The 23554-nt window shown below is 66.4% G+C and carries 28 protein-coding genes; 11 read left to right on the top strand and 17 right to left on the bottom strand.

Annotated features, from left to right (window positions below):
* Positions 1-7: 7 nt before the first annotated feature.
* From pssA to GPJ75_RS22540, 6 genes are all read right to left on the bottom strand, one after another.
* Complete coding sequence (gene pssA, locus GPJ75_RS22515) at positions 8-820, bottom strand: CDP-diacylglycerol--serine O-phosphatidyltransferase (protein ID WP_163271561.1); 813 nt, start codon at positions 818-820, stop codon at positions 8-10.
* Positions 820-1518 carry a phosphatidylserine decarboxylase gene (locus tag GPJ75_RS22520; RefSeq protein WP_163271563.1) on the bottom strand — a complete coding sequence of 233 codons (699 nt, stop codon included), beginning with the start codon at positions 1516-1518 and terminating at the stop codon, positions 820-822. The genes pssA and GPJ75_RS22520 overlap by 1 nt, the downstream gene beginning before the upstream one ends.
* A gap of 113 nt (positions 1519-1631) precedes the next feature.
* Positions 1632-2051: a FosX/FosE/FosI family fosfomycin resistance hydrolase gene (gene fosX / locus GPJ75_RS22525; RefSeq protein WP_163271565.1), complete on the bottom strand. Its 420-nt coding sequence runs from the start codon at positions 2049-2051 to the stop codon at positions 1632-1634.
* A 114-nt stretch (positions 2052-2165) separates the two neighbouring features.
* Positions 2166-4010, bottom strand: a complete 1845-nt coding sequence (locus tag GPJ75_RS22530; RefSeq protein ID WP_163271725.1) for an ABCB family ABC transporter ATP-binding protein/permease — start codon at positions 4008-4010, stop codon at positions 2166-2168.
* Between the two features lie 47 nt (positions 4011-4057).
* Positions 4058-4414, bottom strand: a complete 357-nt coding sequence (locus GPJ75_RS22535; protein WP_163271567.1) for an ArsR/SmtB family transcription factor — start codon at positions 4412-4414, stop codon at positions 4058-4060.
* A 109-nt stretch (positions 4415-4523) separates the two neighbouring features.
* Positions 4524-6161, bottom strand: a complete 1638-nt coding sequence (locus GPJ75_RS22540) for a LysM peptidoglycan-binding domain-containing protein (protein WP_163271569.1) — start codon at positions 6159-6161, stop codon at positions 4524-4526.
* Positions 6162-6314: 153 nt separating this feature from the next.
* Here GPJ75_RS22540 and GPJ75_RS22545 point away from each other — a divergent pair, with 153 nt between their 5' ends.
* Entirely contained in the window at positions 6315-6914 is a 600-nt protein-coding gene (locus GPJ75_RS22545; protein WP_163271571.1) for an LOG family protein, read from the top strand.
* Here the strand turns inward: GPJ75_RS22545 and rarD are convergent.
* The 6 genes from rarD to cysS are packed head-to-tail and all read right to left on the bottom strand — an operon-like array spanning position 6875 to position 12364.
* Positions 6875-7822 (bottom strand): EamA family transporter RarD, encoded by a 948-nt coding sequence (gene rarD / locus GPJ75_RS22550; RefSeq protein ID WP_163271573.1) that lies wholly within the window; start codon positions 7820-7822, stop codon positions 6875-6877. The two genes, GPJ75_RS22545 and rarD, sit on opposite strands and share 40 nt — an antisense overlap.
* Before the next feature lie 3 nt (positions 7823-7825).
* Positions 7826-9439 (bottom strand): citramalate synthase, encoded by a 1614-nt coding sequence (gene cimA, locus GPJ75_RS22555; protein ID WP_163271575.1) that lies wholly within the window; start codon positions 9437-9439, stop codon positions 7826-7828.
* A 31-nt stretch (positions 9440-9470) separates the two neighbouring features.
* Positions 9471-9962, bottom strand: coding sequence for a GFA family protein (locus GPJ75_RS22560; protein ID WP_163271577.1), 492 nt, complete (start codon positions 9960-9962; stop codon positions 9471-9473).
* The gene (locus GPJ75_RS22565) at positions 9959-10450 is read right to left on the bottom strand and encodes a GFA family protein (RefSeq protein WP_163271579.1); all 492 of its coding nucleotides are present in this window, start codon (positions 10448-10450) and stop codon (positions 9959-9961) included. The genes GPJ75_RS22560 and GPJ75_RS22565 overlap by 4 nt, the downstream gene beginning before the upstream one ends.
* Before the next feature lie 15 nt (positions 10451-10465).
* Positions 10466-10849, bottom strand: coding sequence for a VOC family protein (locus GPJ75_RS22570; RefSeq protein WP_163271581.1), 384 nt, complete (start codon positions 10847-10849; stop codon positions 10466-10468).
* A gap of 21 nt (positions 10850-10870) precedes the next feature.
* A complete protein-coding gene (cysS, locus tag GPJ75_RS22575; RefSeq protein WP_163271727.1) occupies positions 10871-12364 on the bottom strand; it encodes a cysteine--tRNA ligase in 1494 nt (497 codons plus the stop codon).
* A gap of 471 nt (positions 12365-12835) precedes the next feature.
* Here cysS and GPJ75_RS22580 point away from each other — a divergent pair, with 471 nt between their 5' ends.
* Positions 12836-13024 carry a hypothetical protein gene (locus GPJ75_RS22580; protein ID WP_163271583.1) on the top strand — a complete coding sequence of 63 codons (189 nt, stop codon included), beginning with the start codon at positions 12836-12838 and terminating at the stop codon, positions 13022-13024.
* On the opposite strand, the gene GPJ75_RS22585 is transcribed toward GPJ75_RS22580, so the two are convergent.
* On the bottom strand, positions 12998-13618 hold the full coding sequence (locus GPJ75_RS22585; protein ID WP_163271585.1) for a LysE/ArgO family amino acid transporter: 621 nt from the start codon (positions 13616-13618) through the stop codon (positions 12998-13000). The two genes, GPJ75_RS22580 and GPJ75_RS22585, sit on opposite strands and share 27 nt — an antisense overlap.
* Positions 13619-13727: 109 nt before the next feature.
* The gene (locus GPJ75_RS22590) at positions 13728-14474 is read right to left on the bottom strand and encodes an SOS response-associated peptidase (protein ID WP_163271587.1); all 747 of its coding nucleotides are present in this window, start codon (positions 14472-14474) and stop codon (positions 13728-13730) included.
* A 170-nt stretch (positions 14475-14644) separates the two neighbouring features.
* Between GPJ75_RS22590 and GPJ75_RS22595 the strand changes: the two genes are divergently transcribed.
* The 9 genes from GPJ75_RS22595 to GPJ75_RS22635 all read left to right on the top strand — a co-directional run bounded on the left by GPJ75_RS22595 (position 14645) and on the right by GPJ75_RS22635 (position 21135).
* Positions 14645-15049, top strand: a complete 405-nt coding sequence (locus tag GPJ75_RS22595; protein ID WP_163271589.1) for an NUDIX hydrolase — start codon at positions 14645-14647, stop codon at positions 15047-15049.
* Between the two features lie 43 nt (positions 15050-15092).
* Positions 15093-15470: a TIGR02301 family protein gene (locus tag GPJ75_RS22600; protein ID WP_163271591.1), complete on the top strand. Its 378-nt coding sequence runs from the start codon at positions 15093-15095 to the stop codon at positions 15468-15470.
* Positions 15471-15659: 189 nt separating this feature from the next.
* Positions 15660-15917, top strand: a complete 258-nt coding sequence (locus GPJ75_RS22605; protein WP_163271729.1) for a hypothetical protein — start codon at positions 15660-15662, stop codon at positions 15915-15917.
* A gap of 95 nt (positions 15918-16012) precedes the next feature.
* Positions 16013-16714 (top strand): cytoplasmic protein, encoded by a 702-nt coding sequence (locus GPJ75_RS22610; RefSeq protein ID WP_163271593.1) that lies wholly within the window; start codon positions 16013-16015, stop codon positions 16712-16714.
* A gap of 15 nt (positions 16715-16729) precedes the next feature.
* Entirely contained in the window at positions 16730-17185 is a 456-nt protein-coding gene (locus GPJ75_RS22615) for a hypothetical protein (RefSeq protein ID WP_163271595.1), read from the top strand.
* 42 nt (positions 17186-17227) lie between these two features.
* On the top strand, positions 17228-18085 hold the full coding sequence (gene ygfZ / locus GPJ75_RS22620; RefSeq protein ID WP_163271597.1) for a CAF17-like 4Fe-4S cluster assembly/insertion protein YgfZ: 858 nt from the start codon (positions 17228-17230) through the stop codon (positions 18083-18085).
* Entirely contained in the window at positions 18085-18702 is a 618-nt protein-coding gene (locus GPJ75_RS22625) for a YfbR-like 5'-deoxynucleotidase (protein ID WP_163271599.1), read from the top strand. The genes ygfZ and GPJ75_RS22625 overlap by 1 nt, the downstream gene beginning before the upstream one ends.
* Positions 18703-18890: 188 nt before the next feature.
* Positions 18891-19745 (top strand): mechanosensitive ion channel family protein, encoded by an 855-nt coding sequence (locus GPJ75_RS22630; protein WP_163271601.1) that lies wholly within the window; start codon positions 18891-18893, stop codon positions 19743-19745.
* A gap of 151 nt (positions 19746-19896) precedes the next feature.
* Complete coding sequence (locus GPJ75_RS22635; protein ID WP_163271603.1) at positions 19897-21135, top strand: MFS transporter; 1239 nt, start codon at positions 19897-19899, stop codon at positions 21133-21135.
* An 8-nt stretch (positions 21136-21143) separates the two neighbouring features.
* Here the strand turns inward: GPJ75_RS22635 and recO are convergent, their stop codons facing one another.
* From recO to rnc, 3 genes are read right to left on the bottom strand one after another with little or no spacing between them, the layout of a single operon-like run.
* Positions 21144-21890 (bottom strand): DNA repair protein RecO, encoded by a 747-nt coding sequence (gene recO, locus GPJ75_RS22640; protein WP_163271605.1) that lies wholly within the window; start codon positions 21888-21890, stop codon positions 21144-21146.
* Positions 21891-21908: 18 nt separating this feature from the next.
* Entirely contained in the window at positions 21909-22838 is a 930-nt protein-coding gene (era, locus tag GPJ75_RS22645; RefSeq protein ID WP_163271607.1) for a GTPase Era, read from the bottom strand.
* Positions 22835-23554, bottom strand: coding sequence for a ribonuclease III (rnc, locus tag GPJ75_RS22650; RefSeq protein WP_163271609.1), 720 nt, complete (start codon positions 23552-23554; stop codon positions 22835-22837). The genes era and rnc overlap by 4 nt, the downstream gene beginning before the upstream one ends.

A 23554-nucleotide genomic window follows, 5' to 3' on the forward strand; every position in this document is an offset into this window, starting at 1 on the left:
AACGCCCTCAGTCCTCGCCGTCCTTCGCGGCGGCTTCCTCGCGGGTCGCACGGCGCGAATAGGCGCGCACGCTGAAGACGAGGAAGACGAGATAGGCGATGGCCGAGGCCGTCATGGTCTGCCAGGTGTAGCTGGCCAGAAGCAGCGCGTAGAAGACGACGACGAGCATCAGGGGCATCACCAGCTCGCGGCGCACGCGGCTGCCGGAGCTCTTGCCTGAATAGACCGGCAGGCGGCTGATCAGGAGAACCGCGATAGCCAGCGTATAGGCCGAGGCGACAAACGCTACCGCGCGGTCCGGCACGAGGCCGAGAAACCCGAGATAGACCGGTAGCATGACGAGCGCGGCGCCAGCCGGCGCCGGCACGCCGACGAAGTAATCCGCCTGCCAGGCCGGGCGGTCCGCATCGTCGAGCATGACGTTGAAGCGGGCAAGACGCAGCGCGCAGGCGATGGCGAAGAGAAGCGCGGCGATCCAGCCGATGGCCCCTGCCTTGTCGAGCAGGTAGGCGTAGAGCACAAGCGCCGGAGCGACACCGAAATTGACGATGTCGGCCAGCGAATCCATCTGCGCGCCGAACTTCGACGAGGCCTTGAGCATGCGTGCCACGCGCCCGTCCACGGCGTCGAGGAAGGCGGCGAAGAGCACCATGATGACGGCCGTCTCCACCCGCCCCTCGAAGGCAAGGCGAATACCGGAGAGCCCGGCGCAGATGGCCAGCACCGTGATCAGGTTCGGCACCATCAGGCGCAGCGGGATCTCGCGGATGCGCGGCCCCCCGCCGCCATGCGGCTCGAAGGGTGGAAACGGCCCGGCCATCAGGAGACGCGCACGAGCGTTGGCGCTTCCTGGCTGCCGAACTCGGCGATGACCGTCTCGCCGCCGATCGCCGTCTGGCCGACGGCCACGCGCGGCCGGGCGCCTTGCGGCAGGTAGACGTCGACGCGCGAGCCGAAGCGGATGAGGCCGAAGCGCTCGCCGACGGCGATCTCACCCGGCGCCTCGGCCCAGCAGAGGATGCGACGGGCGACGAGGCCGGCGATCTGCACCACGGGGATCGGACCATGCGGGCTTTCGATGACGAGGCTGTTGCGCTCGTTCTCACTACTCGCCTTGTCGAGATCGGCGTTGAGGAAGCGGCCCTTCCGATGCTCGATCAGCGAGATGCGCCCGCGCACGGGGGCGCGGTTGATGTGACAGGAGAAGACGTCCATGAAGATGGAAATCCGCATCATCTCGCCCGCCCCGAGGCCGAGTTCGGCGGGCGGCGTGGCAGGGCCGACGGAGGAGACCGCGCCGTCGGCCGGCGCGATCACCAGCCTGTCGTCAACCGGTGTGACGCGCGCCGGATCGCGGAAGAAATAGGCGCACCAGGCCGTGAGCAGCATGCCGATCCAGAAGAGCGGTTCCCAGATGAGGCCGAGGACGAGGGAGGCCACCGCGAAGCCGGCGATGAAGGGATAGCCCTCGCGATGGATGGGCACGAATGTCTTTCGGATCGTGTCGGTCAAGCTCATCGGTTCTCCGCGCCCCTGGTGGATATCAAATATGGATATCAGGTGCGGATTTCCTATCGGAAAGGCGCGCGGGCTGCAATGTGGGTGGCTTGATCCTGCTTCCCATTGGGCGGTCAGCGGCCCTCGGCGTAACGTTTCAATCGCTTGTCCAGCGTTCCGGTGTGCAATTCGAACATGTGGTTGTCGGCGTCATAGAAGTAGATCGATTGCCCTTCGCCCGGCACGCGCGACCGCCCTTCGCGTACCTCCAGACCGAGCCCGCGAACGCGCTGCAGATAATCCTCGTATTCGTCGTCAGCAATCTTGAACGCCACATGATTGTAGGTCCGCGTTGGAAGCGCTTCACCCTCCATCGTGGCGACCCAAACTGGCGGCTCGCCCCCTCCGATGAGGAAAAAGCGCTCTTTTGACAGGGAGAAGGTTTCCGTGCCGCTATCATAGACCTTTCGTGCATCGAAAACCGTTGTGAGAATTTCCTCCATACGGTCGAGGTCACGGACGATGAACGTCATGTGGCTGAGGCCCTGAACCAACTGTTCCTCCTTTTTCGAGAGTGAGACGTGCCTGGGGAAACAGAAGCTCTCAATGGGAAGGAAGAATGGCAGCAATCGGCCCTAAAGCCGAATTTAACCCGGGCCCTCGCCCCCTCAGTAGCTCGGCACCTTCCTTACCACCACGCCCATCTCGTCGGTCTCGCGGGCACGCCGCAGGCGCTCCTCGGCCTCGCTCGCCTCGCGCTGGCGGTCCCACATCTCGGCGTAGAGGCCGCGCGCGGCGATGAGCCCGTGATGGGTGCCGCGCTCGGCGATGCGGCCGTCCTTCAAGACGATGATCTCGTCGGCGCCGATGACAGTGGAAAGCCGGTGGGCGATGACCAGCGTCGTGCGGCCCCGGCTGACCAGGTCGAGGGCGGCCTGGATCTCCTGCTCGGTGTGGGTGTCGAGCGCCGAGGTCGCCTCGTCGAGGATGAGGATGGGCGGCGCTTTCAGGATGGTGCGGGCGATGGCGACGCGCTGCTTCTCGCCGCCCGAAAGCTTCAGGCCCCGCTCGCCCACCATGGTGTCGTAGCCATGCGGCAGGCCGTCGATGAAATCGGCGATCTGCGCCAGTTCGGCGGCGCGGCGCACCTCCTCTTCCGTAGTGTCGGGACGGCCGTAGCGGATGTTGTAGGCAATCGTGTCGTTGAAGAGCACCGTGTCCTGCGGCACCATGCCGATCGCCGCGCGCAGGCTCGCTTGAGTGACGTCGCGCACGTCCTGGCCGTCGATCAGGACGGCGCCTTCCTGGACGTCGTAGAAGCGGAAGATGAGCCGCGAGATGGTCGACTTGCCGGCTCCCGAGGGGCCCACCACCGCCACCGTCCTGCCGGCGGGGATGTCGAAGCTGATCCCTTTCAGGATCGGCCGGTCCCCGTCATAGGCGAAGGCGACATCGTCGAAGCGCACATGGCCCTGATCGACCGCGAGGGGTGCTGCACCCGGCCGGTCCCGCACCTCGGCGGGAACGTCGAGCAGGTCGAACATCTGCTCGATGTCGGTAAGGCCCTGGCGGATCTCGCGGTAGACGAAGCCGATGAAGTTGAGCGGGATGGACAGCTGCATCAGCATGGCGTTGATGAAGACGAAGTCGCCCACCGTCTGCGTGCCGCGCATCACCTCCCACGCCGACAGCCCCATGGCGGCAGCCATGCCGAGGCCGAAGATGACGCCCTGGCCGAAGTTCAGCCAGCCGAGCGAGGTCCAGGTCTTGGTGGCGGCCTCCTCGTAGCGGCCCATGGAGCGGTCGAAGCGGCCGGCCTCCATCGCCTCGTTGTTGAAGTATTTCACCGTCTCGAAATTGAGCAGCGAATCGATCGCCTTGGTGTTGGCGTCGGTGTCGGACTCGTTCATCTCCCGCCGGATGGTGATGCGCCAGTCGCTCGCCCGCACGGTGAACCAGGTGTAGAGCCACACGGTGACGGCGATGATGGCCACATAGGCCCAGCCATAGGCGACAGCGAAGATGACCGCCGAAAGCGCGAATTCCAGGAGCGTCGGCACCGTGTTCAGGATGGTGAAGCGGACGATGGTGTCGATGCCCTTGGTGCCGCGCTCGATGATGCGCGACAGGCCGCCCGTGCGCCGCTCCAGATGGAAGCGCAGCGACAGCGCGTGCATGTGCACGAAGGTGCGGTAGGCGAGCTGGCGCACGGCGTGCTGGCCGACGCTGGCAAACAGCGCATCGCGAAGCTGGTTGAAGCCGAGCTGGACGACGCGCACCAGATTGTAGGCGACCACCAGCATCAGGGGGCCGGCAAGGATGGCCGGCAGATAGGCGGGTGCCGTGCCCTCGCCCGACAGAACGTCGGTGGCCCATTTGTAGAAATAGGGCACGAGAACGAGGATCACCTTCGCCAGGACAAGGAAGACGGTGGCCATCACCACGCGAAACTTGAGATCCCGCCGGTCCGATGGCCACATATAGGGCCACAGGTTCACAAGCGTGTGGAGCATGGAGCCGGATTCGGCGGAGACGGTTTTTTGGGCCAATGCGTGTTGCCTCAGATTTCCCTGCCGTTCTCGTCCGCCCGCGCGGCGCAGGCATTGAGCAGGCCGCCCACCGCCTCGGAAAGCGCCAGCAGCGCCTTACTGTCCACCGCATAGCGTGAGCGCTGCCCCTGCGGGCTCATGCGCACCAACCCCGCCTCCAAGAGGATTTTCAGATGCTGCGAGACGGTCGACTGGGCAAGCTGCAGCCGGCAGACCACATCCTTGCAGCAGCAATAATCGACGCCCGAGAGATAGCGCAGGATCTCGATGCGCGCGGGATGCGCCAGGGCGAATAGGCCGCGGGAAAGCACATCGGGAGTGCAACAGCCGGAGGCGGGAGGTTCGGAGATTTTTGCCAAGCTGTTCATCGTTCATCGTCGATATACGATGAACAGAGGATTGCCAAGGGGTGTTGTGGTTTTCCTGAAGATCGGGGCGATCAAGGGCCTGCTCCGGTTCTTGGAAACGCCGGCGCCCCTACCCCTCCTCGTCTGGCGCCCTTTCCTCCGGCGAGACGGCCTGGTCGCCGATGGCGCCGAGGTCGGCTTCCTCGCCTTGTTCGGTCCTTTCGGGAAGGGCGAATATCTGCCCCGGCCAGATGCGGTCGGGATCGCGGATCTGGTTCTGGTTGGCGCGGTAGATGGTGGTGTAGCGGATGCCGCGCCCATAGACGCGGCGGGAGATGTGCCACAGCGTGTCGCCGCGGCGGATGATGACCGCGCCGTCGACCGGCTCGAGCGGCAGCGCCATCCCGGCGGTCTCGCCGATGCCCGTATCCTGTCCGCCCTCCCCGGCTCCGGGCGGCGGCCGATCCCCGTCGGCGGCGTCGGCGCTGTCGGACGTGTCGCCGACCGTCCCGGTGTCAGGTATTCCGGCCCTTGCGTCCGGAGCTGCCCTCCTGGCCGGGTCGGGCGCCACGGCGGCGATCTTTTCGCCTTCCTCCCGCTGGAAGGGAACGGCGGCACGGGCGATCACGCTGGCGCCGTCCTCGCCGAGAACGTCGGCGCGCACGATATAGTCGCCCACCGGAAGGTCGCGTTCGGTCTCGACAAGGAAGCTGCCGTCAGGATTGACGGTTGCCTGGCCGAGCAGCACGTCGTTGGCATAAACGCGCACATTGCGGCCGGGCTCGGCCCTGCCGGCCACGAACACCTGCCGCCCGTCGATCTCGACCGCCTCGATGAAGGCCGAGGCGTCGGCCTCGGCCGCCTGCGCGGGCGCATCTTCCAGCGCGGGTGCCTCCGCCGCCTGCGCGTCCTGCCCCTCCTGCGCCGGTGCGGACGTGCCGACCCCTTCGCCCGTACGTGCCTCGGCTTTTGGGGCTTCGGCTGCCGGTCCGCCGCGCTCTTCGGCGGGGGCTTCCTCGCCGGTCGCACCCGCCAACTGCTCCGTCGTCTCTTCGGCTTCGCCAGCGTCCTCGCTGGCGCCAGGCACTGCTGCCTGTTCCCCGGAAGGCGCCTGCGCTTGTGCCGGTTCGCCCTCCGCTTCGGCGCTTTGCCCGGCCTCGGGGGCATCGCCAGCCGGCGCATCGGCGTCCGGCGCGGTGATCAGACGGCTCGGCTGACCCGGCTGCTGTACCAGGGCGACGACCTCCCCGCTGCCGGCGGACGGGATCGACACGATGGCCGTCTCGGCGGAGGTGGCGGCTACTTTGTCGGAAGACGTGGCGCGCAGCACGATGTTGTGCTCTCCCGGTGTCAGCGGCCGATCGAGCACAGCGGCAAAATCACCCGATGGTCCGGCCTCGGTCGTGGCCAGAAGCGTGGAACCGCTAAGGACTTCCACCTCGGCGCCGGGGGCGGCCCTGCCGGCGACGACCATGGAGCCATCGCGCTCGACGCGCAGAACGTCGAACGAGGGAACCACCACATTCTCCGGCTTCGGCGCAGCCGCGTCTTCCTCCGCCTCCTCGGGTGCTCCCGTGCCGGTGGAGGGCCTGTCACCGCGCTGCGACGACGATGCCCCGGCGTCCGCATCTCCAGCGTCGAGCGCGGCTGCCATTTCGCCGTCTTCTCGCGCCGCCGGATCGAATGCGCCGGCAAAATAGGCGGTGCCCACGCCGAAAACGACCATTCCAGCGAGGAAAAGCAGCACCTTGAGCGGAGTAATCGCCATCAAACCCGATCCCTTGGCCCCTATTTTGAGCGGTCTATCCTGTTTTTCCAGGGCCTACAAGGAAAAGCCCGCGGCGGCCGTCCCGGCCAGGAAAACCACTTGCGCGTCATTTCCATCTTGACCCGACTCGGCCGTGCAATCACCAATAAAGGCATGAGCACGATCACATCCGTCTGCGTCTACTGCGGGTCGTCCACGGGCCGCGACGGCAGCTTTATCGAGGCTGGGCGCAAACTCGGCAACGACCTAGCGCGCGCCGGCTTGCGGCTCGTCTATGGCGCCGGCGCCACGGGCATCATGAATGCCGTCGCCACCGGCTGTCTGGAGGAGGGCGGCGCGGTGACAGGCATCATCCCGCGCTTCCTTATCAACAGGGAGGCGCCGGGGTCGTCGCTCGACAGGCTCGACGACCTCATTCTCACCGAGGACATGCACCAGCGCAAGCACCTTATGTTCGACCGTTCGGATGCCTTTGTGGCGCTGCCCGGCGGCATCGGCACGCTGGAGGAGATCGTCGAGATCATGACCTGGGCGCAGCTCGGGCGGCACGAGAAGCCCATCGTCTTTGCCAATTTCGGCGGCTTCTGGGGGCCGATGCTCTCGCTCCTCTCGCACATGAAGGCGGAAGGCTTCATCCATTCGGAAGAGCGGGTGCGGCCGCTGGTCGTCGACCGTGCCGAGGACATCGTGCCGGCGCTGACCCGCACAGGCGCCTATTCGGAAGGCGATCCGGCCATCATCGGCCGCCTCTGACGAAAGCGCGCCCTGAGCATCGGCCACGTGTAGATCACCAGCGCCGCCCAGATGAGGGCGAAGGCGATGGCGCGAACGCCGCCGAAGGGCTCCTTGAAGGCGAAGACGGCGATGAGGAAGATCATGGTCGGCGCGATGTACTGCATGATGCCGATCGTCGAATAGCGCAGGAGCTTGGCCCCGAAAGCATAGAAGATGAGCGGCACCGCCGTGATCGGCCCGCAGGCCAAGAGCAGCCAGGTATCCGCCGCTCCCGCAAGGCGGAAATGCCCCTCCCCCGTCCACTCTCCCCAGGCGATGTAGCCGAGTGCCGGGATGCTGAGGATCAGCACTTCGAGGAAGAACCCCTGGCTGGGGCCGACGGGCAGTGTCTTGCGCAGGAAGCCGTAGGTGGCGAAGGAGAAGGCGAGCACCAGCGACACCCAGGGCAGCCCGCCCGCGTCGACCGTCAGCACGACCACCGCCAGCGCGGCAAGCCCCACCGCGGCCACCTGCATCGCGCTCAGCTTCTCGCGCAGGAAGATCGCCGCCAGCGCGATCGAGACCAGCGGGTTGATATAGTAGCCGAGCGCGGTCTCGACGGCGCGGCCGGCGCCGACGGCCCAGACATAGACGCCCCAGTTCACCGCGATCACCGTTGCCGTCAGCGCCGCCATCGCCAGCGTGCGCGGGGAGCCGAGGGCCCGCCGGATGTCGGCCGTGCGGCGCAGGAGAAGGAGCACGACGCCGGCGATCGGCACCGACCAGACGACGCGATGCGCCACCACCTCGCTCGCCGGAATATGTGCCACCGCCTTCATGAAGAAGGGCAGCATGCCCCACAGGAGATAGGCCGAGAGGGCGAAGAGGAAGCCCCGCAGCGATTCATCGTCGCCGGCGGGCCGGGGAGCCGTGACCGTTTCAACCATATCCTATTCGGCCGCGAGGCCGGCCCTTTCGCGGTTCTTCACCAGCTTGTAGACGATGGAATCCATCAATGCCTGGAAGGAGGCGTCGATGATGTTGTCGGAGACGCCGACCGTCCACCAGCGCGCGCCGGTGGAATCGTGCGATTCGATGAGCACGCGGGTCACCGCCTCCGTGCCGCCGTTCAAGATGCGCACCTTGTAGTCCGCCAGCCCGAGGTCGGCAATCTCGCTCTGATATTTGCCGAGGTCCTTCCTGAGCGCGATGTCGAGCGCGTTGACAGGCCCGTGCCCCTCGGCGACGGAAAGCAGCGTCTCACCGTCGACGGTCACCCGCACGACGGCCTCCGATACGGTCTTCAAATTGCCCATGGCGTCGAAGCGGCGCTCGACCATGCAGCGGAAGCTGTCGACCTTGAAGAACTCCGGCACGCTGCCCAGCGTGCGCCTGGCGAGCAATTCGAAGCTCGCATCCGCGCCCTCGTAGGCATAGCCTATCGCCTCGCGCTCCTTGACGAGCGCGACGAGCGTATCGAGGCGCGGATCGGCCTTGTCGACCTTGACGCCGCGCCGCTTCAGTTCGGCGATGAAGTTGGACTTGCCGCCCTGGTCCGAGACCATGACGCGGCGCGTGTTGCCGACGGCTTCCGGCGGCACGTGCTCGTAGGTCTCCGGCTCCTTGAGGATAGCCGAAGCGTGGATGCCGGCCTTGGTGGCGAAGGCGGAAGCGCCGACATAGGGCGCCTGGCTGTTGGGCGCGCGGTTCAAAAGCTCGTCGAAGGCGTGCGAGAGGCGCGAGATATCCTTAAGCCCCTCGCGCGAAATGCCGGTCTCGAAGCGGTTCGCATAGGCGGGCTTCAGCATGAGCGTGGGGATCAGCGTGATCAGATTGGCGTTGCCGCAGCGCTCGCCGATGCCGTTCAGCGTGCCCTGGACCTGGCGCACCCCCGCCTCCACCGCCGCCAGCGAGTTGGCGACCGCCTGGCCGGTATCGTCATGGGCGTGAATGCCGAGATGGTCACCGGGAATGCCGGTGGCGATCACGGCTCTGACAATGTCGCGGATCTCGCCGGGCTGCGTGCCGCCGTTGGTGTCGCACAGGACCACCCAGCGGCTGCCCGCCTCGTAAGCGGCCCTGGCACAGGCCAGCGCATAGTCCGGGTTGGTCTTGTAGCCGTCGAAGAAGTGTTCGCAATCGACCATCGCCTCCTTGCCGGCGGCGCTTGCGGCCTCGACGGAGGCACGGATCGATTCCAAGTTCTCCTCGTTCGTCGAGCCGAGCGCCAGGCGCACGTGATAGTCCCAGCTCTTGGCGACGAAGCATATGGCATCGCTCCTGGACTGCACGAGGGCCGCAAGGCCGGGGTCGTTAGAAGCCGAAACGCCGGCGCGCTTGGTCATGCCGAAGGCGACGAAGGCCGAACGGCTGGTGCGCTTTTCGGCAAAGAAGGCGGTATCGGTCGGGTTGGCTCCGGGATAGCCGCCCTCGACATAGTCGACGCCGAATCGATCGAGCAGACCGGCGATGGCGATCTTGTCCTCGACGGAAAAATCGACGCCCGGCGTCTGCTGCCCGTCGCGCAGGGTGGTGTCGAAGAGGTAGATGCGTTCTTTTTTCATGTAAGCACCGGCTGCGCGCGTTCCTTGTTCGTCAGTGTCCTTCCGGCGGCCACTGCTTGGTGTCGTGGTCCGGATGCTGATGGTTGGTGTGTCTTATCCTGTCCAGCAGTTCGGGCGGATCGGTCTCCTCGGTGGCGGTGCTCTCCAGCTCAGTGAGTTCGGCAAACCACGGCATCCGCCCCTCGCTGCCGGCCTGCCGCGCCGGCTTCACGCGCTCAGGGCGATCCAGCGAGCCGAGCGCGATGCTGATATGGCTGGTTCCCTCGACATGGCGGAAGGTGAGCGGCGTACCGCAGTCGCGGCAGAAGCCGCGCTCCACCAGGTCCGAGCTTTTGAAGATGGCGATCGTGCCGCGCGTGACCTCAAAATCCTCCATCTCGACGCCGGCGAGCGGCGCGAAATAGGAGCCGAAGGCCTTCTGGCACATGCGGCAATGGCAGATGTGCGGGTTATGCGGCTCCTTGTGCAGCGCATAGCGGACGGCGCCGCACTGGCAGCCGCCGGTGATCGGTTGGACGTTCATTGGCGTTCCTCCGGTGGCCATTTCTCCGTGTCGTGGTCGGGGTGCTGGTAGGAGACGAGGTCGGCGAGATAGCTCTCCGCCGGCGTGTCCTCCATGGTGTCGTGCCCCGGCAAGGTGTGAAGCGTGTCGACGTAGGGCAATTTGCCCTCGATGCCCCACTGGACGACGGGCACGACCTCCTCCGGGTGATCGAAAGCGCCGATGGCGAGCGCCGGCCCGTCCGGCGCTTCGAAAGTAAGCGGCGTGCCGCAGCGCGCGCAGAAGCCGCGTTTGACGTGGTTCGACGACTGGAAGCGGCTTGGCTCACCGCGGGTCCATTGCAGCTTCGCATGGCTCACCGAGACCAGGGGCGCATAGAAGCCGCCGAGGGCCTTCTGGCACATGCGGCAATGGCAGATGGAACCTTCGCCAACCGCGCCTTCGACGCGGAAGCGCACGGCGCCGCACTGACAGCCGCCAGTGTAGAGGGGCTCGTTATCAAGGCTCATGGTTGCCTCTCATGCTTACGCCGGCTGATGACAGACGGCCTCGACATTGTTGCCGTCCGGGTCGAAAACGAAGGCGCCGTAATAGTCCGGGTGATAATGCGGCCTCAGCCCCGGCGCGCCGTTGTCGTGCCCGCCGGCGGCGAGTGCGGCCGCGTGGAACGCATCGACCTCCGCGCGAGAGCGGGCCGTGAAGGCCACATGCTTCGATTCGCCTCCCCCCGCGCCCTCGTGCAGCCAGTAGACCGGCCGCTCGCGGCCATAGCCGCCGATCTTGATGCCGCCCGTATATTCCTCCGGCACCATCATCAAAAGGCTCGCGCCAAGCGGCGCCAACGCCTTGTCGTAAAACGCCCTGGCCCGCTCGAAATCCGCGACCTTGATACCGATATGGTCAATCATCGCTTCGCCTCCTCGCTACGTTCACCGCTTCACCTCCCACCGCGTCCTGCGCTCACCCGTCTCCGGGTCCTTGTAGTCCATGAGCTGAACACCCTGACCCGACAGTTCCTCGCGTATCCGGTCCGCCTCCGCGAAGTTCTTCTCACGGATGAAGGCGAGGCGCTGGGCGATATCGGCTTCCACCGCAGCCGGATCGACCTCGGCGCCTGCTGCCTTGCCGGAAAACCACTCCTCCTCCGTCATTTCCAGGAGCCCGAGCAGCGCCGCACCCGCCTTCAGCCCGGCTTTCGCCCCGTCGCTCCCCTTCGCCGCCTGCGCGCGCAGGTCGTGCAGGACGGCGATGGCTTCGGTGGTGTTCAGGTCGTCGAGCAGGGGGGCGAGCGTGTCGGCGCGGTTGGCGCCGGCCGCGTCGGCGTCGCCCACGGCGCGGTACCAGCCGTCGAGCACGGCTTCGGCCTCCTCCAGCTTGCGCTGGGAGAAGTCGATCGGCTCGCGGTAGTGCGTCATCAGCATGGCAAGCCGCAGCACCTCGCCCGGCCATTTACGGCCGCCGAAATTCTCCGTCGCCAGAAGGTCGTGGATGGTGACGAAGTTTCCCTCCGACTTCGCCATCTTCTTGCCCTCCACCTGCAGGAAGCCGTTGTGCATCCAGTAGTTGGCCATCGCCTCGGTGCCGTGGGCGCAGCGCGACTGGGCGATCTCGTTCTCGTGGTGGGGGAAGATCAAGTCGAGCCCGCCACCGTGGATGTCGAAGACCTCGCCGAGATAAGCGGCGGACATGGCCGAGCACTCGATATGCCAGCCGGGGCGGCCGCGGATGGCCAGCTCTTTGCCGTCGATGGAGAAGGTCGCCTCCCAGCCGGGCTCCTCGACGGACGATTCCTTCCACAGGACGAAATCGGCCGGGTTCTTCTTGTGCGCCTCCACCGCCACGCGGGCGCCGGCCTGCTGGTCTTCCAACTTGCGCTTGGAGAGCGAGCCATAGTCCGGCATGGAGGCCGTGTCGAAAAGGATTTCGCCTTTCGCTTCATAGGCATGGCTGCGGTCGATGAGGCGTTGAATCAGGTCCACCATGTCGGTCTTGCCGTCGGCGCGCGGCAACACGAACTCCGTCGCCCGCGGCTCCACGCTCGGCGGCAGGCAGCCGAGTGCTGCCACATCGGCGTGGAACTGGTCGGCCGTCTTCTCCGTCACCCGGCGGATCGCTTCGTTGAGCGAGAGCCTGCCCGCCTCGATCTCGGCGCCGTAGTCGCGCAGGGCGCGGGCGTTGATCTTGTCGTCGACGTCGGTGATGTTGCGCACATAGGTGACGCTATCCTCGCCGTAGAGATGGCGTAAGAGGCGGAACAGCACGTCGAAGACGATCACCGGCCGCGCATTGCCGATATGGGCGAAGTCGTAGACGGTCGGCCCGCAGACATAGACCCGCACATTGGCGGCATCGAGCGGAATGAAATCCTCCTTCCGCCGCGTCAGCGTGTTGTAGACCCGCAGTCCCTTGAACCCGTCAGACATCTTCGATCCCGTCATTTTGCCCCTCATCTCGCTCCGTCATCTCGAACACTTGCACTTGCACAGCGCAAGCTGAACCCTCGGCCTGCTGGCCTGGGCGTTTTTCGTGTCGGGCAAGAAAAGGCGAAAACGACCGGACCAGCGGGAGGCGCTAGCCGATAATGCAAATGCCGATGGTGGCGAACAGCGTTTTCATGGTCGTCCTTATCGCCTTCACGCCCGCCCTCGTCAAGCACGGAGATTGCCAGTGGTCTGACCCAAACGGATGGTACCCATCCGTTTGGAAAAGTCAGCCCACAAGATTGGTAGGGCATGTGTTGCAACGGCCACACAGTGTGAAGGAACTATTAAGTTTGTTACCGCAATTTTATGAACTGGTCCCCGGCGTAAGGTGTTTAGGGCGCGAAAGACATGAATATGTCGGAATCAGTACCCACCTGCCACCGGAAGGGACGTGTAACCCAGGCAAGAACCATGGCCTCAGACAACGCCAGGCAAGAGAAAGCCGACACCGTGGAACAGATACCCGCGAAGAAGAAGCAACTCGTCGACCAATACCGAAAGGTCGGCCCTGCCGCCATCAACGCCGCGCTTTTGTGCAAGGGCAAGCCGAAGAAGAAGGATGAGCCCAAGCGCCTATACGAAGCGCGCGAGGAGGCTTAGGCCCAACGCGGCCATCACCAGGCCGATCAGGCTGTCGAGCACGCGCCAGGCGCGCGGCCGGGCGAACACCGGCTGCAGGAGCCGGGCGCCGTAGCCAAGCCCGTAGAACCACAGGAAAGACGCCGCCACAGCGCCCGCGGCAAAGCTCGTGCGTGCCGCGCCTCGATAGGCGCCGGACAAGGACCCCACCAGAAGCACCGTGTCGAGATAGACGTGCGGGTTGAGGAAGGTGAAGGCGAGGCAGGTGGCGACAGCCGCCTTCAGCCCCTTCGCCCCGCCTTTCGCCGCGTGCAGCGCATCGGGGTGCAGCGCGCGGCGAAAGGCCATGACGGCATAGGCGAAAAGGAAGACCGCGCCGCCGAGGGTGACCACCGCGATCATGGCCGGCGAGCGGGCCACCAGCGTGCCGAGCCCCGCCACGCCAGCGGCAATCAGTACGGCATCGGAGAGCGAACAGATAAGGCACAGGACGAAGACGTGCTGGCGCAGGAGGCCCTGGCGCAGGATGAAGGCATTCTGCGCGCCGATGGCGATGATCAGCGAGCCGCCGAGGAAAAGACCGGCCAGGAAGGGGGAATAGAGCGCGTCGTCCATGGATGGCGATTTGCCCGAGGCCGAAGGTGCTTGCAACAGGCAGAAGCGGCAAGGCATAGGGCCAGGGGGGCGATGGGGTGCTAGATTATCGAAGAACGCACGGCAGACCTCAAAACAGCCGCAACTGCTCCGCCCGTTCCGCGACCTCCTCCTCCACTACCTCCGGCTCAACCCGTTCCTGCACCTCCGGTCCCGTATTGGCCACCTTGTTCACCTTGCCCGAAACCGGAACCGCCTCGAAGAACCCCTCCTCCACCGGCACCAACAGATCCGCCACATCGCGCGGCTCGCAGCGCACGCAGTCGAGCCAGCGGGAAAAATGCTCCGGCCGGATGACGGCCGGCATGCGGTGGTGGATGCCGGCGAGGTCTCGGCTGGCCGCCGTGGTCAGGATGGCACCGGTGTCGATCTCGCTGCCGCCAGGCTCCGAATAGGTTTCCATCAGGCCAGCAAAGGCGATAAGGCCGCCGGAACGCGGGCGCACCCAGTAGGCCTGCGCGCGCCCCTTGCCGCTGCGCCGCCATTCGTAGAAACCCGACGCCGGCAGCAGCGCGCGGCGATGGCGCATGGCGGCGCGGAAGGCCGCCTTCCCGGCCGCCGTCTCCGAGCGGGCGTTGATGAGAAGCGGCATCTCCTTGGGGCTCTTGGCCCAGGAGGGAATGAAGCCCCAGCGCACGAGAAGCGCCCGCCGGTCCGGCAGGTTGGAGCCTTCAGGGCGCGGCGCGCCGCCGACGACCATCAGGATCGGCTGCGTGGGGGCGATGTTGTAGCGCGGCGGGAAGTCCTCGACGTCGGCGACGCCGAAGAGCGCCTCCACACCCTCCGGCTTGTCCGTCAGCGCAAAGCGTCCGCACATTTCCGTCCTGCCTCCAAGCGGTGCGGTCCTGACGGACGATACCCATCCGTCAAGACAAATCGCCCCCAGACCGATAGCTTGTGGTCAGACCATCAGGCCATGTGGTCCAAGACGGCGTTGCCACGCCGGGGGCCGCGGGTAGGGTAAGGTCATGCGCGGAGGATGCAACGATGGCCGGTGAGGATATCCACGCCGTTTCGGTGGCGGCCATGCGGGATGGCCGCTTTCTGCTGGTCCGGCGCGGGCGCGCCCCCTCGCGCGGGCTGTTTGCCTTTCCCGGCGGGCGCGTGGAGGCCGGCGAGAGCGAGGAGGAAACGGCGCGGCGCGAGCTGCGCGAGGAAACGGGGCTCACAGCGGGTGAAATCGCCCCCCTATGCGAAATGACGATCGACGGTGACGGCGGGCGGCGATACCGGCTCAAGGTCTACCGTGCGCTCCAGCTACGCGGGGCGCCCGCTGCCGGCGACGATGCCGACCATATAGGCTGGTACACGGTCGAGGAGATGCGCGACCTGCCGATCACCGCGAGCACGCTGGCTGTCGCCGAGGAGATGGCCGCCGGCGCCGGGAAATAGCATTTCTCTTGCGTTTCGACCGGTTTCCCGGCGACAAAAGGGCATGAGACCGTCGTCGAAGCCCTTTGCCGCAGCCGCGCTTTTCCTTGCCGCCGCCCTCGCCGCGCCGGCAGCAGCCGTCGAGGCGCCCTACGACCGTCAGCTCATGCGGCTGGCCGAGGTGCTGGGCTCAATCCACTACCTGCGCCGCCTGTGCGGCGAGGAAGACGGCGGCTGGCGCGCACAGATGGAGGCGCTGCTTGAATCGGAAGCGCCGTCCGAAGAGCGCCGGGCCAAGCTGGTGGCAAGCTTCAACCACGGCTACCGCTCCTTCGCCGCGATCTATTCGACCTGCACCGAATCGGCGGTGCAGGCAATCGAGCGCTACATGAGCGAAGGCGAGGCGCTGACGAGCGAGATCGTGCTGCGCTACGGCAATTAGAGTACTCCGCTTCCCGGCCGGCACCCCTTCGCGCCGTCGTCTTCCATTTAACGATTCACCCCTCGTTAACCGCGATGAACAGTGCCCGCACGCCGCCGCATTTGCCGTGGTAGTCCATTATCCGGGACACTATGGGACTCCGGCGCACTCCGACCCAGGATCGGCGCCGACGTGACGGGTGAGGTTGCCATGTACATGACTGTTGCCGACATCGAAGCGCAGATCGAGGAAGAGAAGCGCTCGACCTGCGCCGAATGCCATAGCGCGGCCTGGGCCGAAGGCCTGTGGGCCGGCATCGAGCCGGAGATCATCGCCGAGGCGGCGCTGACGACGGCGTTGAGCGAGCTCGGCAAGAACGGCGGCGAGGACGCGCTCATCTCGCTCCTGGAGCGTATGCGCGAGCGCGTTCTGGCGGGCGATTTCACCCCCCACCGCACCTGCCATTGAGCTTGCCACCGCCTTTGAGTATGTCTGGAGAGGCAGGCTGCTTCTAACAGCCCGTCTTAAATCCGGCGGCCGACAGATGCGCGAAGGTGGCGCCGATGATGACGTTTCTCCCACCGGTCTCCTTCGGCCGGCCATTCGTTGTGGCTCTGGCGGTGGCCGGGCTGGCTGGCCTTGCCGTCGAGGCGCGTGCCCTGAGCGAGGCACTGCCGGCGTATCAATCGGAGCGGGAGGAGCCGGGCATCCCCCTTCCCGATCTGGAGCTGCCGCCTTCCCAGGCGGGCGACCTGCCGATCGACGCCACGCGGCCCGACACGAGCCTTGATGCGGCTCTCCCGGAGGTGATCTACGACGTCGACCGGCTGCCGGAGCCGGCGCGGCGCATGCGCAACCTCATCATCAAGGCCGCCCGCAGCGGCGACCCGGAGAAGCTGAGGCCGCTCCTCGGCACGGGGCCGGAGAGGACCCAGATCTCGCTCGGCGGGATCGAGGGCGACCCGATCGATTTCCTGCGCGAGGTTTCCGGCGACGAGGAGGGCCAGGAGATCCTCGCCATCCTCATCGAAGTGATGAAAGCGGGCTTTGCGCTTCTCGACGCGGGCACGGACCGGGAGCGCTACGTGTGGCCCTATTTCTTCGCCCTGCCGCTGGAAGAGCTGACGCCGGCGCAGCGGGTCGAGCTTTTTACGCTTGTCACAGCCGGCGACTATGAGGAAATGAAGGACTTCGGCGCCTATATCTTCTACCGTGCCGCGATCACGCCGGAAGGGCGCTGGCTGTTCTTTGTCGCAGGTGATTGAGGAGAGGGAGGCAATATGCGCGACGCGACGATCCTCGCCCAGCCGGGCGCACGCGAACTGCCCCAGGCGCACGGGGGCAGCCGCACGCGGCTCGTGCGCCGGGTGGTCCTCTTCCAGGTGAAACTTTTCGCCGACGGCCTGCGCGACTTCGTGATGAGCCCCCTTTCCATCATCGCCGGAGTGCTCGGCATCCTCTTCAGCCGCGACCCCGAAGGCGCATACGATCGCCTCATGCGGTTCGGCCGCGAGACGGACCGGTGGATCAACCTTTTTCGACGCCTATGGCCAGGAACAGGACGGACAGGGCCAGACGCTGGATACCGTCGCCGACGAGATCGAGACGGCCATCCGGCGCGACTATGCCAATGGCGGCATGAGCGCGCGCAGCGCGGACGCGATGCTGGGCCTTGCCCGGCAGTTGCGGCGCCGGCGGTAGCGGTCTTGCCGATAGGCGCGCAGCCGCTTACCTAGACGGGAAGCCGCACTCGACCGGATTCGGGGATCGCCCTGCCCATGCCCACTGCCCAGATTGCCAACCGCGCCGTCGTCCTCGTTGCAGGGCCGGACGCCGAACCCCTTCTGCAGAACATCGTCACCCCCGACCTTTCCGCTCTCGAAGCGGGTGAAGCACGGCCAGGCGCGCTCCTCACCCCGCAGGGGAAGATCCTGTTCGACTTCCTCATCTCGCGCGCCGGAGCGGGTAGCTTCCGGCTCGACTGCCGAAGCGACACTGCGCCGGACTTCCTCAAGCGGCTGATGCTCTACCGGCTTCGGGCGAAGGCGGGGATTTCCCTTGAGGAACAGTCTCTTGTCCATGTTTCGTGGCAAACCGATTCACCAGCTTCCCAAGATGATCCAACGACCGTCACGGACCACCGCTTCCCCGAGCGGGTGATCCGGCATTATGGCGAAGGCGCGCGAGCCGACACGCCCGGGGAGGCGTGGCACCGCCTGCGGGTGATGCATGGTATTGCCGAGAGCGGCAGCGACTATGCGCTCGGAGACGCCTTCCCCCATGACATCCTGTTCGACCAGAACGGCGGCGTCGGCCTCAAGAAGGGCTGCTTCGTCGGCCAGGAGGTGGTCTCGCGCATGCAGCACCGCGGCACGGCGCGGCGGCGCCTGGTGATCGTCCACGGCGAGGCTCCCCTGCCCGCCTCCGGCACCGATTTGACGGCGGACGGTCGAGCGCTGGGCACGCTCGGCACGGTGTGCGGCAGCGACGGCCTGGCGATCCTGCGCGTCGACAAGGCATCAAGCGCCCGCCGGGCCGGGATGCCGATCCTGGCCGGCGATGTCCCCGTCGCGCTCGCCGTGCCGGCCTATGCCGCCTTCACGCTCGACGGCGGCGGCGAGGCGGAGACGGCTTGATGGCACCCCGCCCGGCGGAGCCGCCGCGCGCCTGGCAGCGCATGCTTTCGGGCCGCCGGCTCGACCTTCTGGACCCCTCCCCCCTCGACGTCGAGATCACCGACATTGCCCATGGGCTGGCGCGCGTGGCGCGCTGGAACGGGCAGACGGAGGGCGACCACGCCTTTTCCGTGGCGCAGCACTCGCTGCTGGTCGAGCAGATCTTCCGCCGGCTGAACGGCGATGCCGGCCCCGACTGGGCCATGGCGGCCCTCCTGCACGATGCGCCGGAATACGTCATCGGCGACATGATCTCCCCCTTCAAGGCGACGCTGGGCGGCGACTACAAGTCGGTGGAAAAGCGCCTGCAGCGGGCCATCCACCTGCGCTTCGCCCTGCCGCCAGAGACGCCAACAAGGCTCCTGGCGGAGATCAAGCGCGCCGACCGCATCGCCGCCTTCTTCGAGGCGACAAGGCTCGCCGGCTTCTCCGACCGCGAGGCCGCGCGCTTCTTCGGCCGGCCGCGCGGCTTCTCCGCCGACGCGCTGAGCCTTGCCCCACAGCCCGCCCGGCGCGCGCAAAAAGCCTTCCTCGCCCGCTTCCATGTGATCGAGAAGCTGCGCGCCAAGGCGCCCTAGCACGCCGCTCAACGGTTTATTCACCAATTTCCCCTAGGGCACGGGCAGAGGTCGAACTGCGGCACTACGGGGCGAAAGCCGGTATTGGCATTCCGAACAACCGATATATCCGACCCTGACAAAGCCGCCTAATTTGGTCAGGCTGCGGCTGGGGGCTCGTGTGTCATGGTTGAACGGAGATTTCTCATATGGAAATGGAAACCGCACTCGCACATCTGAGCGAGCTCGCCGTCAGCTATTCCCTCTCGATAGCGGGTGCGATCGTTCTGGTCCTCGCCGGCTTCATCGCCGCCCGCGTTCTGCAGCGTTGGGTGGGAAGCAGCCTCCGCCGCCTCCCCAATTTCGACGAGACGCTGGTGCGGTTCCTTTCGGAGACCGTGCGCTACATCGTGCTTGCGCTGGTGCTGGTTGCGGTGCTGGCGCAGTTTGGCGTGCAGACGGCCAGCATCATCGCCGCGCTCGGTGCGGCGGGCCTGGCCATCGGCCTTGCCCTCCAAGGCACGCTGCAGAACGTTGCCGCCGGCATCATGCTTCTGGCGCTCAGGCCGTTCCGGGTCGGCGAATATGTCGATGCCAGCGGCATTGCCGGCACCGTCGAGGAGGTCGGCCTTTTCGCCACCGAATTGAAGACCGCGGACGGGGTCTACGTCCTGGCGCCCAACAGCCAGCTCTGGAACACGGCCATCACCAACTACTCGCGCAACGCGCTGCGCCGCTTCGATCTGGCGATCGGCATCGGCTATGGCGACGATATCGAAAAGGCGCGGAAGATCCTGATCGACCTCGTGGAGGCGGACGAGCGCGTGGTCTCGGTGCCGGAGCCCGCCACCTTCGTCGCCGGGCTCGGCGACAGCGCGGTGCTGGTGACGGCTCGCTACTGGACGGCCACCGTCGACTTCTGGGATACGCAGTTCGACCTCACCCAGGCGGCGAAGCAGGCCTTCGACGAGAACGGCATCTCCATCCCCTTCCCGCAGCGCGACATTCACTACATCCCCGCGGAAGCGCCGAAGCCGCCCGCAAAGCCGCGCCGCGCGGCGTAGAAACGGCAACGGGTGCTTTCACGGCAAGGGCGGGCGCATAAGCCCGCCTTCTCAACTCATCAAAACTATTGAACGACCAGGCCTCATCAATTCGTTCAAATCATCACAGGCTTCGGCTAGGTTGCACTCTCCACCATCACGAGATTCCCCCATGGCCGAAGCTGCTCCCGCCCGTCCCGCCGCCCCGTCCTTCCCCTGGCTGATCGTCATTTGCGGCTGCCTCATTGCCGCCCTCACCTTCGGGCCCCGTTCGGCCATGGGCTTCTTCCAGCTTCCGATGCTGGAGGAGAAAGGCTGGGACCGCACGACCTTCGGGCTTGCCATGGCCCTCCAGAACCTGCTCTGGGGCATGGGCCAGCCCGTCTTCGGCGCCATCGCCGACCGCTTCGGCACCTGGCGCGTGCTGGCGCTTTCCGGCCTTCTCTACGCGCTCGGCCTGTTCCTGATGGCGACCGCCGAGAGCGAGGCGATGCTGCATATCGGCGGCGGCGTGCTCGTTGGCCTGGGCGTGGCGGCCGGCTCCTTCTCGATCGTTCTGGCCGCCTTTGCCCGCAACGTGCCGGCGGAAAGCCGCAGCCTCGTCTTCGGCATCGGCACGGCGGCGGGCTCGGCCGGCATGTTCCTCTTCGCGCCCATCAGCCAGGGGATGATCGACGCCTATGGCTGGTCCGATACGCTGGTCTATATGTCCATCGCCATGCTGGTCATCCCGGTGCTCGCCATTCCGCTCACCGGCAATTCGAAGAGCGGCAGGGTGCAGCAGGTCGAGTTCGAGCAAACGTTCAGGGCAGCGCTCCGCGAGGCCTGCGCCCATCGCAGCTACGTGCTTCTGGTTTCAGGCTTCTTCGTCTGCGGTTTCCAGGTGGCCTTCATCACCGCGCATTTCCCCGCCTATATCGGCGATATCGGCATCGATGCCCGCTATGCGGTGATCGCGCTGGCACTGATCGGCTTCTTCAACGTCATCGGCTCGCTGGCCTCCGGCTTCATCGGCCAGCGCTACCCGAAGCCCGCTTTCCTGGCGCTGATCTATATCGGACGCTCGATCGCGGTGACCGCCTTCCTCCTCCTGCCGCAGACGCCCACCACCGTGATCGTCTTCGCCATCGTCATGGGGCTCTTGTGGCTGTCGACCGTGCCGCCCACCAACGCGCTCGTCGCCGTCATGTTCGGCACGCGCTATCTCGGCATGCTGGGCGGCATCGTCTTCCTCTCGCACCAGGTCGGCTCGTTCCTGGGCGTGTGGCTCGGCGGCTATCTCTACGACCGGCTCGGCTCCTACGACGCCGTATGGTGGCTCGGCGTCGCACTCGGCATCTTCGCGGCGCTGGTGCATTGGCCGATCCAGGAAAAGCCGGTGGACAGGCCGGCGATGGCGGCCGCCGAATAGCGCGGAAGTCACGCGGCGTCTTCACCCTTCCCCAGACTGCGCCTCAGGGCTGAGAGGAACCCGCTTCGCGCTTCCGGCTCAGTGAGCCCGCGCGGCTCGTAGACATGGCGGTGGAGGAAGAAGCCGGTCAGCGCGAAGGCTTCCCCGAGCGCTTCACCGTCGCAGCCCGTCTCGCCGCCCGCCAGCAGGAACGCCGGCAGCGGCAGAAGCTTGTCGCGCCACGCCTCCCCCGCCTCGCGGCTGGCCGCCCTGCCCGTCTTCGGCGACACATAGGCAAGCTCCTCGCGGCTTCCCGTCAGCGCGCATCGGGAAAGGTCGAGGCCGAAGCCCAGCTCTTCCAGAACGGCAAGCTCGAAGCGGGCGACCAGCGGGCCGGCCACGGCCGCATCGTCGAGATGGGCGGAGACGACACGAAGCGTCTCGAAGAGGCCGGGGTGCGGGTCGCGCTCGGGCAGAAGGCGCAAGTGGGCGGCCAACACCTGGATGCCGTAGACGGCGACAGCCGAATCCAGGAGCCGGGCGGCGTTCAGCTCCACCGGCTCGACCTGAAAGGTGCCCAGATGCTCGTCGAGCCGCGCGCGCCAGGTGATTTCTACCCGGTTGCCCGGCTGCAGGACGGGCTGCATCTTGCGCGAGCGGCCGCCGCGCACGAGGCCGAGATGGCGCCCGTGGGCGGGCGTCATCACCTCCAGGATGGCGCTGGTCTCGCCATGCCGGCGGGTGCCGAGGATGATGCCTTCGTCGTGCCATTCCATGGCAAGGTTGTCGTCCCCTCACTCGGGGAATTCAAGCCCCAGCTCGCGGAAGCGTTCGGGGTCGTCGCCCCAGCCGCCGCGCACCTTGACGAACAGGAACAGGTGCACCTTCTGCTCCAGGATCGCCGCCATCTCCTCGCGCGCGGCCTGGCCGATGGCGCGGATCGAAGCGCCCTTGTGGCCGAGCACGATCTTCTTCTGGCTGTCGCGCTCGACATAGATCACCTGCTCGATGCGCACCGAGCCGTCCTTCCGCTCCTCCCACTTCTCCGTCTCCACATGGGCGGCATAGGGAAGCTCCTGGTGCAGGCGCAGGTAGAGCTTCTCGCGGGTGATCTCGGCGGCAAGCTGGCGCATGGGCAGATCGGAGATCTGGTCTTCGGGGTAATACCACGGCCCCTCTGGCAGCTTTTCGGCCAGATAGGCCATCAGATCGTCACAGCCGTCTCCCGTGAGCGCGGAGATCATGAAGGTGCGCTCGAAATCGGCGCGCTTGTTGGCCTCGTCGGCCAGCGCCAGAAGAGTCTCCCGCTTCACCCGGTCGACCTTGTTGAGGATCAGCACCTTGGGCTGACGGACATTGGCGAGGTTGTCGAGGATGGCTTCGGTATCGCCTCTGATGCCACGCTCGGCATCGACGATCAGCGCGACGACGTCGGCATCCCTGGCGCCTCCCCAGGCGGTCGTCACCATGGCCCGGTCGAGCCTTCGGCGCGGCCGGAAGATGCCGGGCGTATCCACGAACACGATCTGTGCCTGGCCGTGGATGGCGATCCCCCGGATCAGCGCGCGGGTGGTCTGCACCTTATGCGTGACGATGGAAACCTTGGCGCCGACCAGCCGGTTGAGCAGCGTCGACTTTCCGGCATTGGTGGCGCCGATCAGCGCGACGAAGCCGGAACGGGTGGCGGTTCCACCCTCGCCCGGTGAGGAAGCGGGCTCGTTCATGACGCGTCTTCCAGCGGTTCCCAAACGCCCTCGCGCACCAGAACCTCGGTGGCGGCGGCCTGTTCCGCCTCACGCTTGGAGCGGCCGCGGCCCTGCCCTTCCGCATAGCCGGCGATGGCGACGGTGACGGTGAAGACAGGGTCGTGGTCGGGGCCCTCACGGCCCTCGATCTGGTAGGCCGGCGGGGCGCCGGAGACCTGGTGCGCCCACTCCTGGAGCGCGGTCTTGGGGTCGCCGCGCGCCGCGCCCGCCGCCGTCGAGCGTTCGGCCCAGTTGGCGCGGATGAAGCGGCGGGCCGCTTCCAGCCCACTCTCCAGATAGATGGCGGCGATCAGTGACTCCATCACGTCGGCGAGGGCGTTGACCTGCTTGCGCACGGCACGCGAGCGCAGGTCGTTGCCGGTCCGGATCAGCGTTCCGAGATCCAATTCGTCGGCGATCGTAGCGAGCGTGTCGGCGTTGACCAGCCCATTGAAACGCACCGAAAGCTCACCCTCCGGCGCATCCGGAAAAGCCTCGTAAAGCATCTCGGCGATGGTGAGTCCCAGCACCCGGTCACCCAGGAATTCCAGCCGCTGATAGTCGGTGCCAGCCTTGCGGCGCGCGCTCGAATGCGTGAGCGCGCTTTCCAGGAGGCACGCGTTGCGGAAGGCGATGCCGGTGCGCTGTTCCACCGCCTCCACCAGCTGCGCTCCCTTGAGACGCTTGGCTGTCAT

It is taken from the genome of Chelativorans alearensis (genome assembly GCF_010993735.1).
GTDB lineage: Bacteria > Pseudomonadota > Alphaproteobacteria > Rhizobiales > Rhizobiaceae > Chelativorans > Chelativorans alearense.

Excerpts from the sequence above, each read along its gene's own strand:
- cysS (WP_163271727.1), bottom strand. The coding sequence starts at position 12,364 with ATGTCTGACGGGTTCAAGGGACTGCGGGTCTACAACACGCTGACGCGG.
- GPJ75_RS22635 (WP_163271603.1), top strand. The coding sequence starts at position 19,897 with ATGGCCGAAGCTGCTCCCGCCCGTCCCGCCGCCCCGTCCTTCCCCTGG.
- GPJ75_RS22545 (WP_163271571.1), top strand. The coding sequence starts at position 6,315 with ATGAGCACGATCACATCCGTCTGCGTCTACTGCGGGTCGTCCACGGGC.
- GPJ75_RS22520 (WP_163271563.1), bottom strand. The coding sequence starts at position 1,518 with ATGAGCTTGACCGACACGATCCGAAAGACATTCGTGCCCATCCATCGC.
- GPJ75_RS22630 (WP_163271601.1), top strand. The coding sequence starts at position 18,891 with ATGGAAATGGAAACCGCACTCGCACATCTGAGCGAGCTCGCCGTCAGC.
- GPJ75_RS22600 (WP_163271591.1), top strand. The coding sequence starts at position 15,093 with ATGAGACCGTCGTCGAAGCCCTTTGCCGCAGCCGCGCTTTTCCTTGCC.
- cimA (WP_163271575.1), bottom strand. The coding sequence starts at position 9,439 with ATGAAAAAAGAACGCATCTACCTCTTCGACACCACCCTGCGCGACGGG.
- pssA (WP_163271561.1), bottom strand. The coding sequence starts at position 820 with ATGGCCGGGCCGTTTCCACCCTTCGAGCCGCATGGCGGCGGGGGGCCG.
- GPJ75_RS22580 (WP_163271583.1), top strand. The coding sequence starts at position 12,836 with ATGGCCTCAGACAACGCCAGGCAAGAGAAAGCCGACACCGTGGAACAG.
- rnc (WP_163271609.1), bottom strand. The coding sequence starts at position 23,554 with ATGACAGCCAAGCGTCTCAAGGGAGCGCAGCTGGTGGAGGCGGTGGAA.
- GPJ75_RS22535 (WP_163271567.1), bottom strand. The coding sequence starts at position 4,414 with ATGAACAGCTTGGCAAAAATCTCCGAACCTCCCGCCTCCGGCTGTTGC.
- GPJ75_RS22625 (WP_163271599.1), top strand. The coding sequence starts at position 18,085 with ATGGCACCCCGCCCGGCGGAGCCGCCGCGCGCCTGGCAGCGCATGCTT.
- GPJ75_RS22590 (WP_163271587.1), bottom strand. The coding sequence starts at position 14,474 with ATGTGCGGACGCTTTGCGCTGACGGACAAGCCGGAGGGTGTGGAGGCG.
- GPJ75_RS22615 (WP_163271595.1), top strand. The coding sequence starts at position 16,730 with ATGCGCGACGCGACGATCCTCGCCCAGCCGGGCGCACGCGAACTGCCC.
- GPJ75_RS22570 (WP_163271581.1), bottom strand. The coding sequence starts at position 10,849 with ATGATTGACCATATCGGTATCAAGGTCGCGGATTTCGAGCGGGCCAGG.
- GPJ75_RS22595 (WP_163271589.1), top strand. The coding sequence starts at position 14,645 with ATGGCCGGTGAGGATATCCACGCCGTTTCGGTGGCGGCCATGCGGGAT.
- GPJ75_RS22605 (WP_163271729.1), top strand. The coding sequence starts at position 15,660 with ATGTACATGACTGTTGCCGACATCGAAGCGCAGATCGAGGAAGAGAAG.
- GPJ75_RS22585 (WP_163271585.1), bottom strand. The coding sequence starts at position 13,618 with ATGGACGACGCGCTCTATTCCCCCTTCCTGGCCGGTCTTTTCCTCGGC.
- rarD (WP_163271573.1), bottom strand. The coding sequence starts at position 7,822 with ATGGTTGAAACGGTCACGGCTCCCCGGCCCGCCGGCGACGATGAATCG.
- ygfZ (WP_163271597.1), top strand. The coding sequence starts at position 17,228 with ATGCCCACTGCCCAGATTGCCAACCGCGCCGTCGTCCTCGTTGCAGGG.
- GPJ75_RS22610 (WP_163271593.1), top strand. The coding sequence starts at position 16,013 with ATGATGACGTTTCTCCCACCGGTCTCCTTCGGCCGGCCATTCGTTGTG.
- era (WP_163271607.1), bottom strand. The coding sequence starts at position 22,838 with ATGAACGAGCCCGCTTCCTCACCGGGCGAGGGTGGAACCGCCACCCGT.
- GPJ75_RS22540 (WP_163271569.1), bottom strand. The coding sequence starts at position 6,161 with ATGGCGATTACTCCGCTCAAGGTGCTGCTTTTCCTCGCTGGAATGGTC.
- recO (WP_163271605.1), bottom strand. The coding sequence starts at position 21,890 with ATGGAATGGCACGACGAAGGCATCATCCTCGGCACCCGCCGGCATGGC.
- GPJ75_RS22530 (WP_163271725.1), bottom strand. The coding sequence starts at position 4,010 with ATGCTCCACACGCTTGTGAACCTGTGGCCCTATATGTGGCCATCGGAC.
- GPJ75_RS22565 (WP_163271579.1), bottom strand. The coding sequence starts at position 10,450 with ATGAGCCTTGATAACGAGCCCCTCTACACTGGCGGCTGTCAGTGCGGC.
- GPJ75_RS22560 (WP_163271577.1), bottom strand. The coding sequence starts at position 9,962 with ATGAACGTCCAACCGATCACCGGCGGCTGCCAGTGCGGCGCCGTCCGC.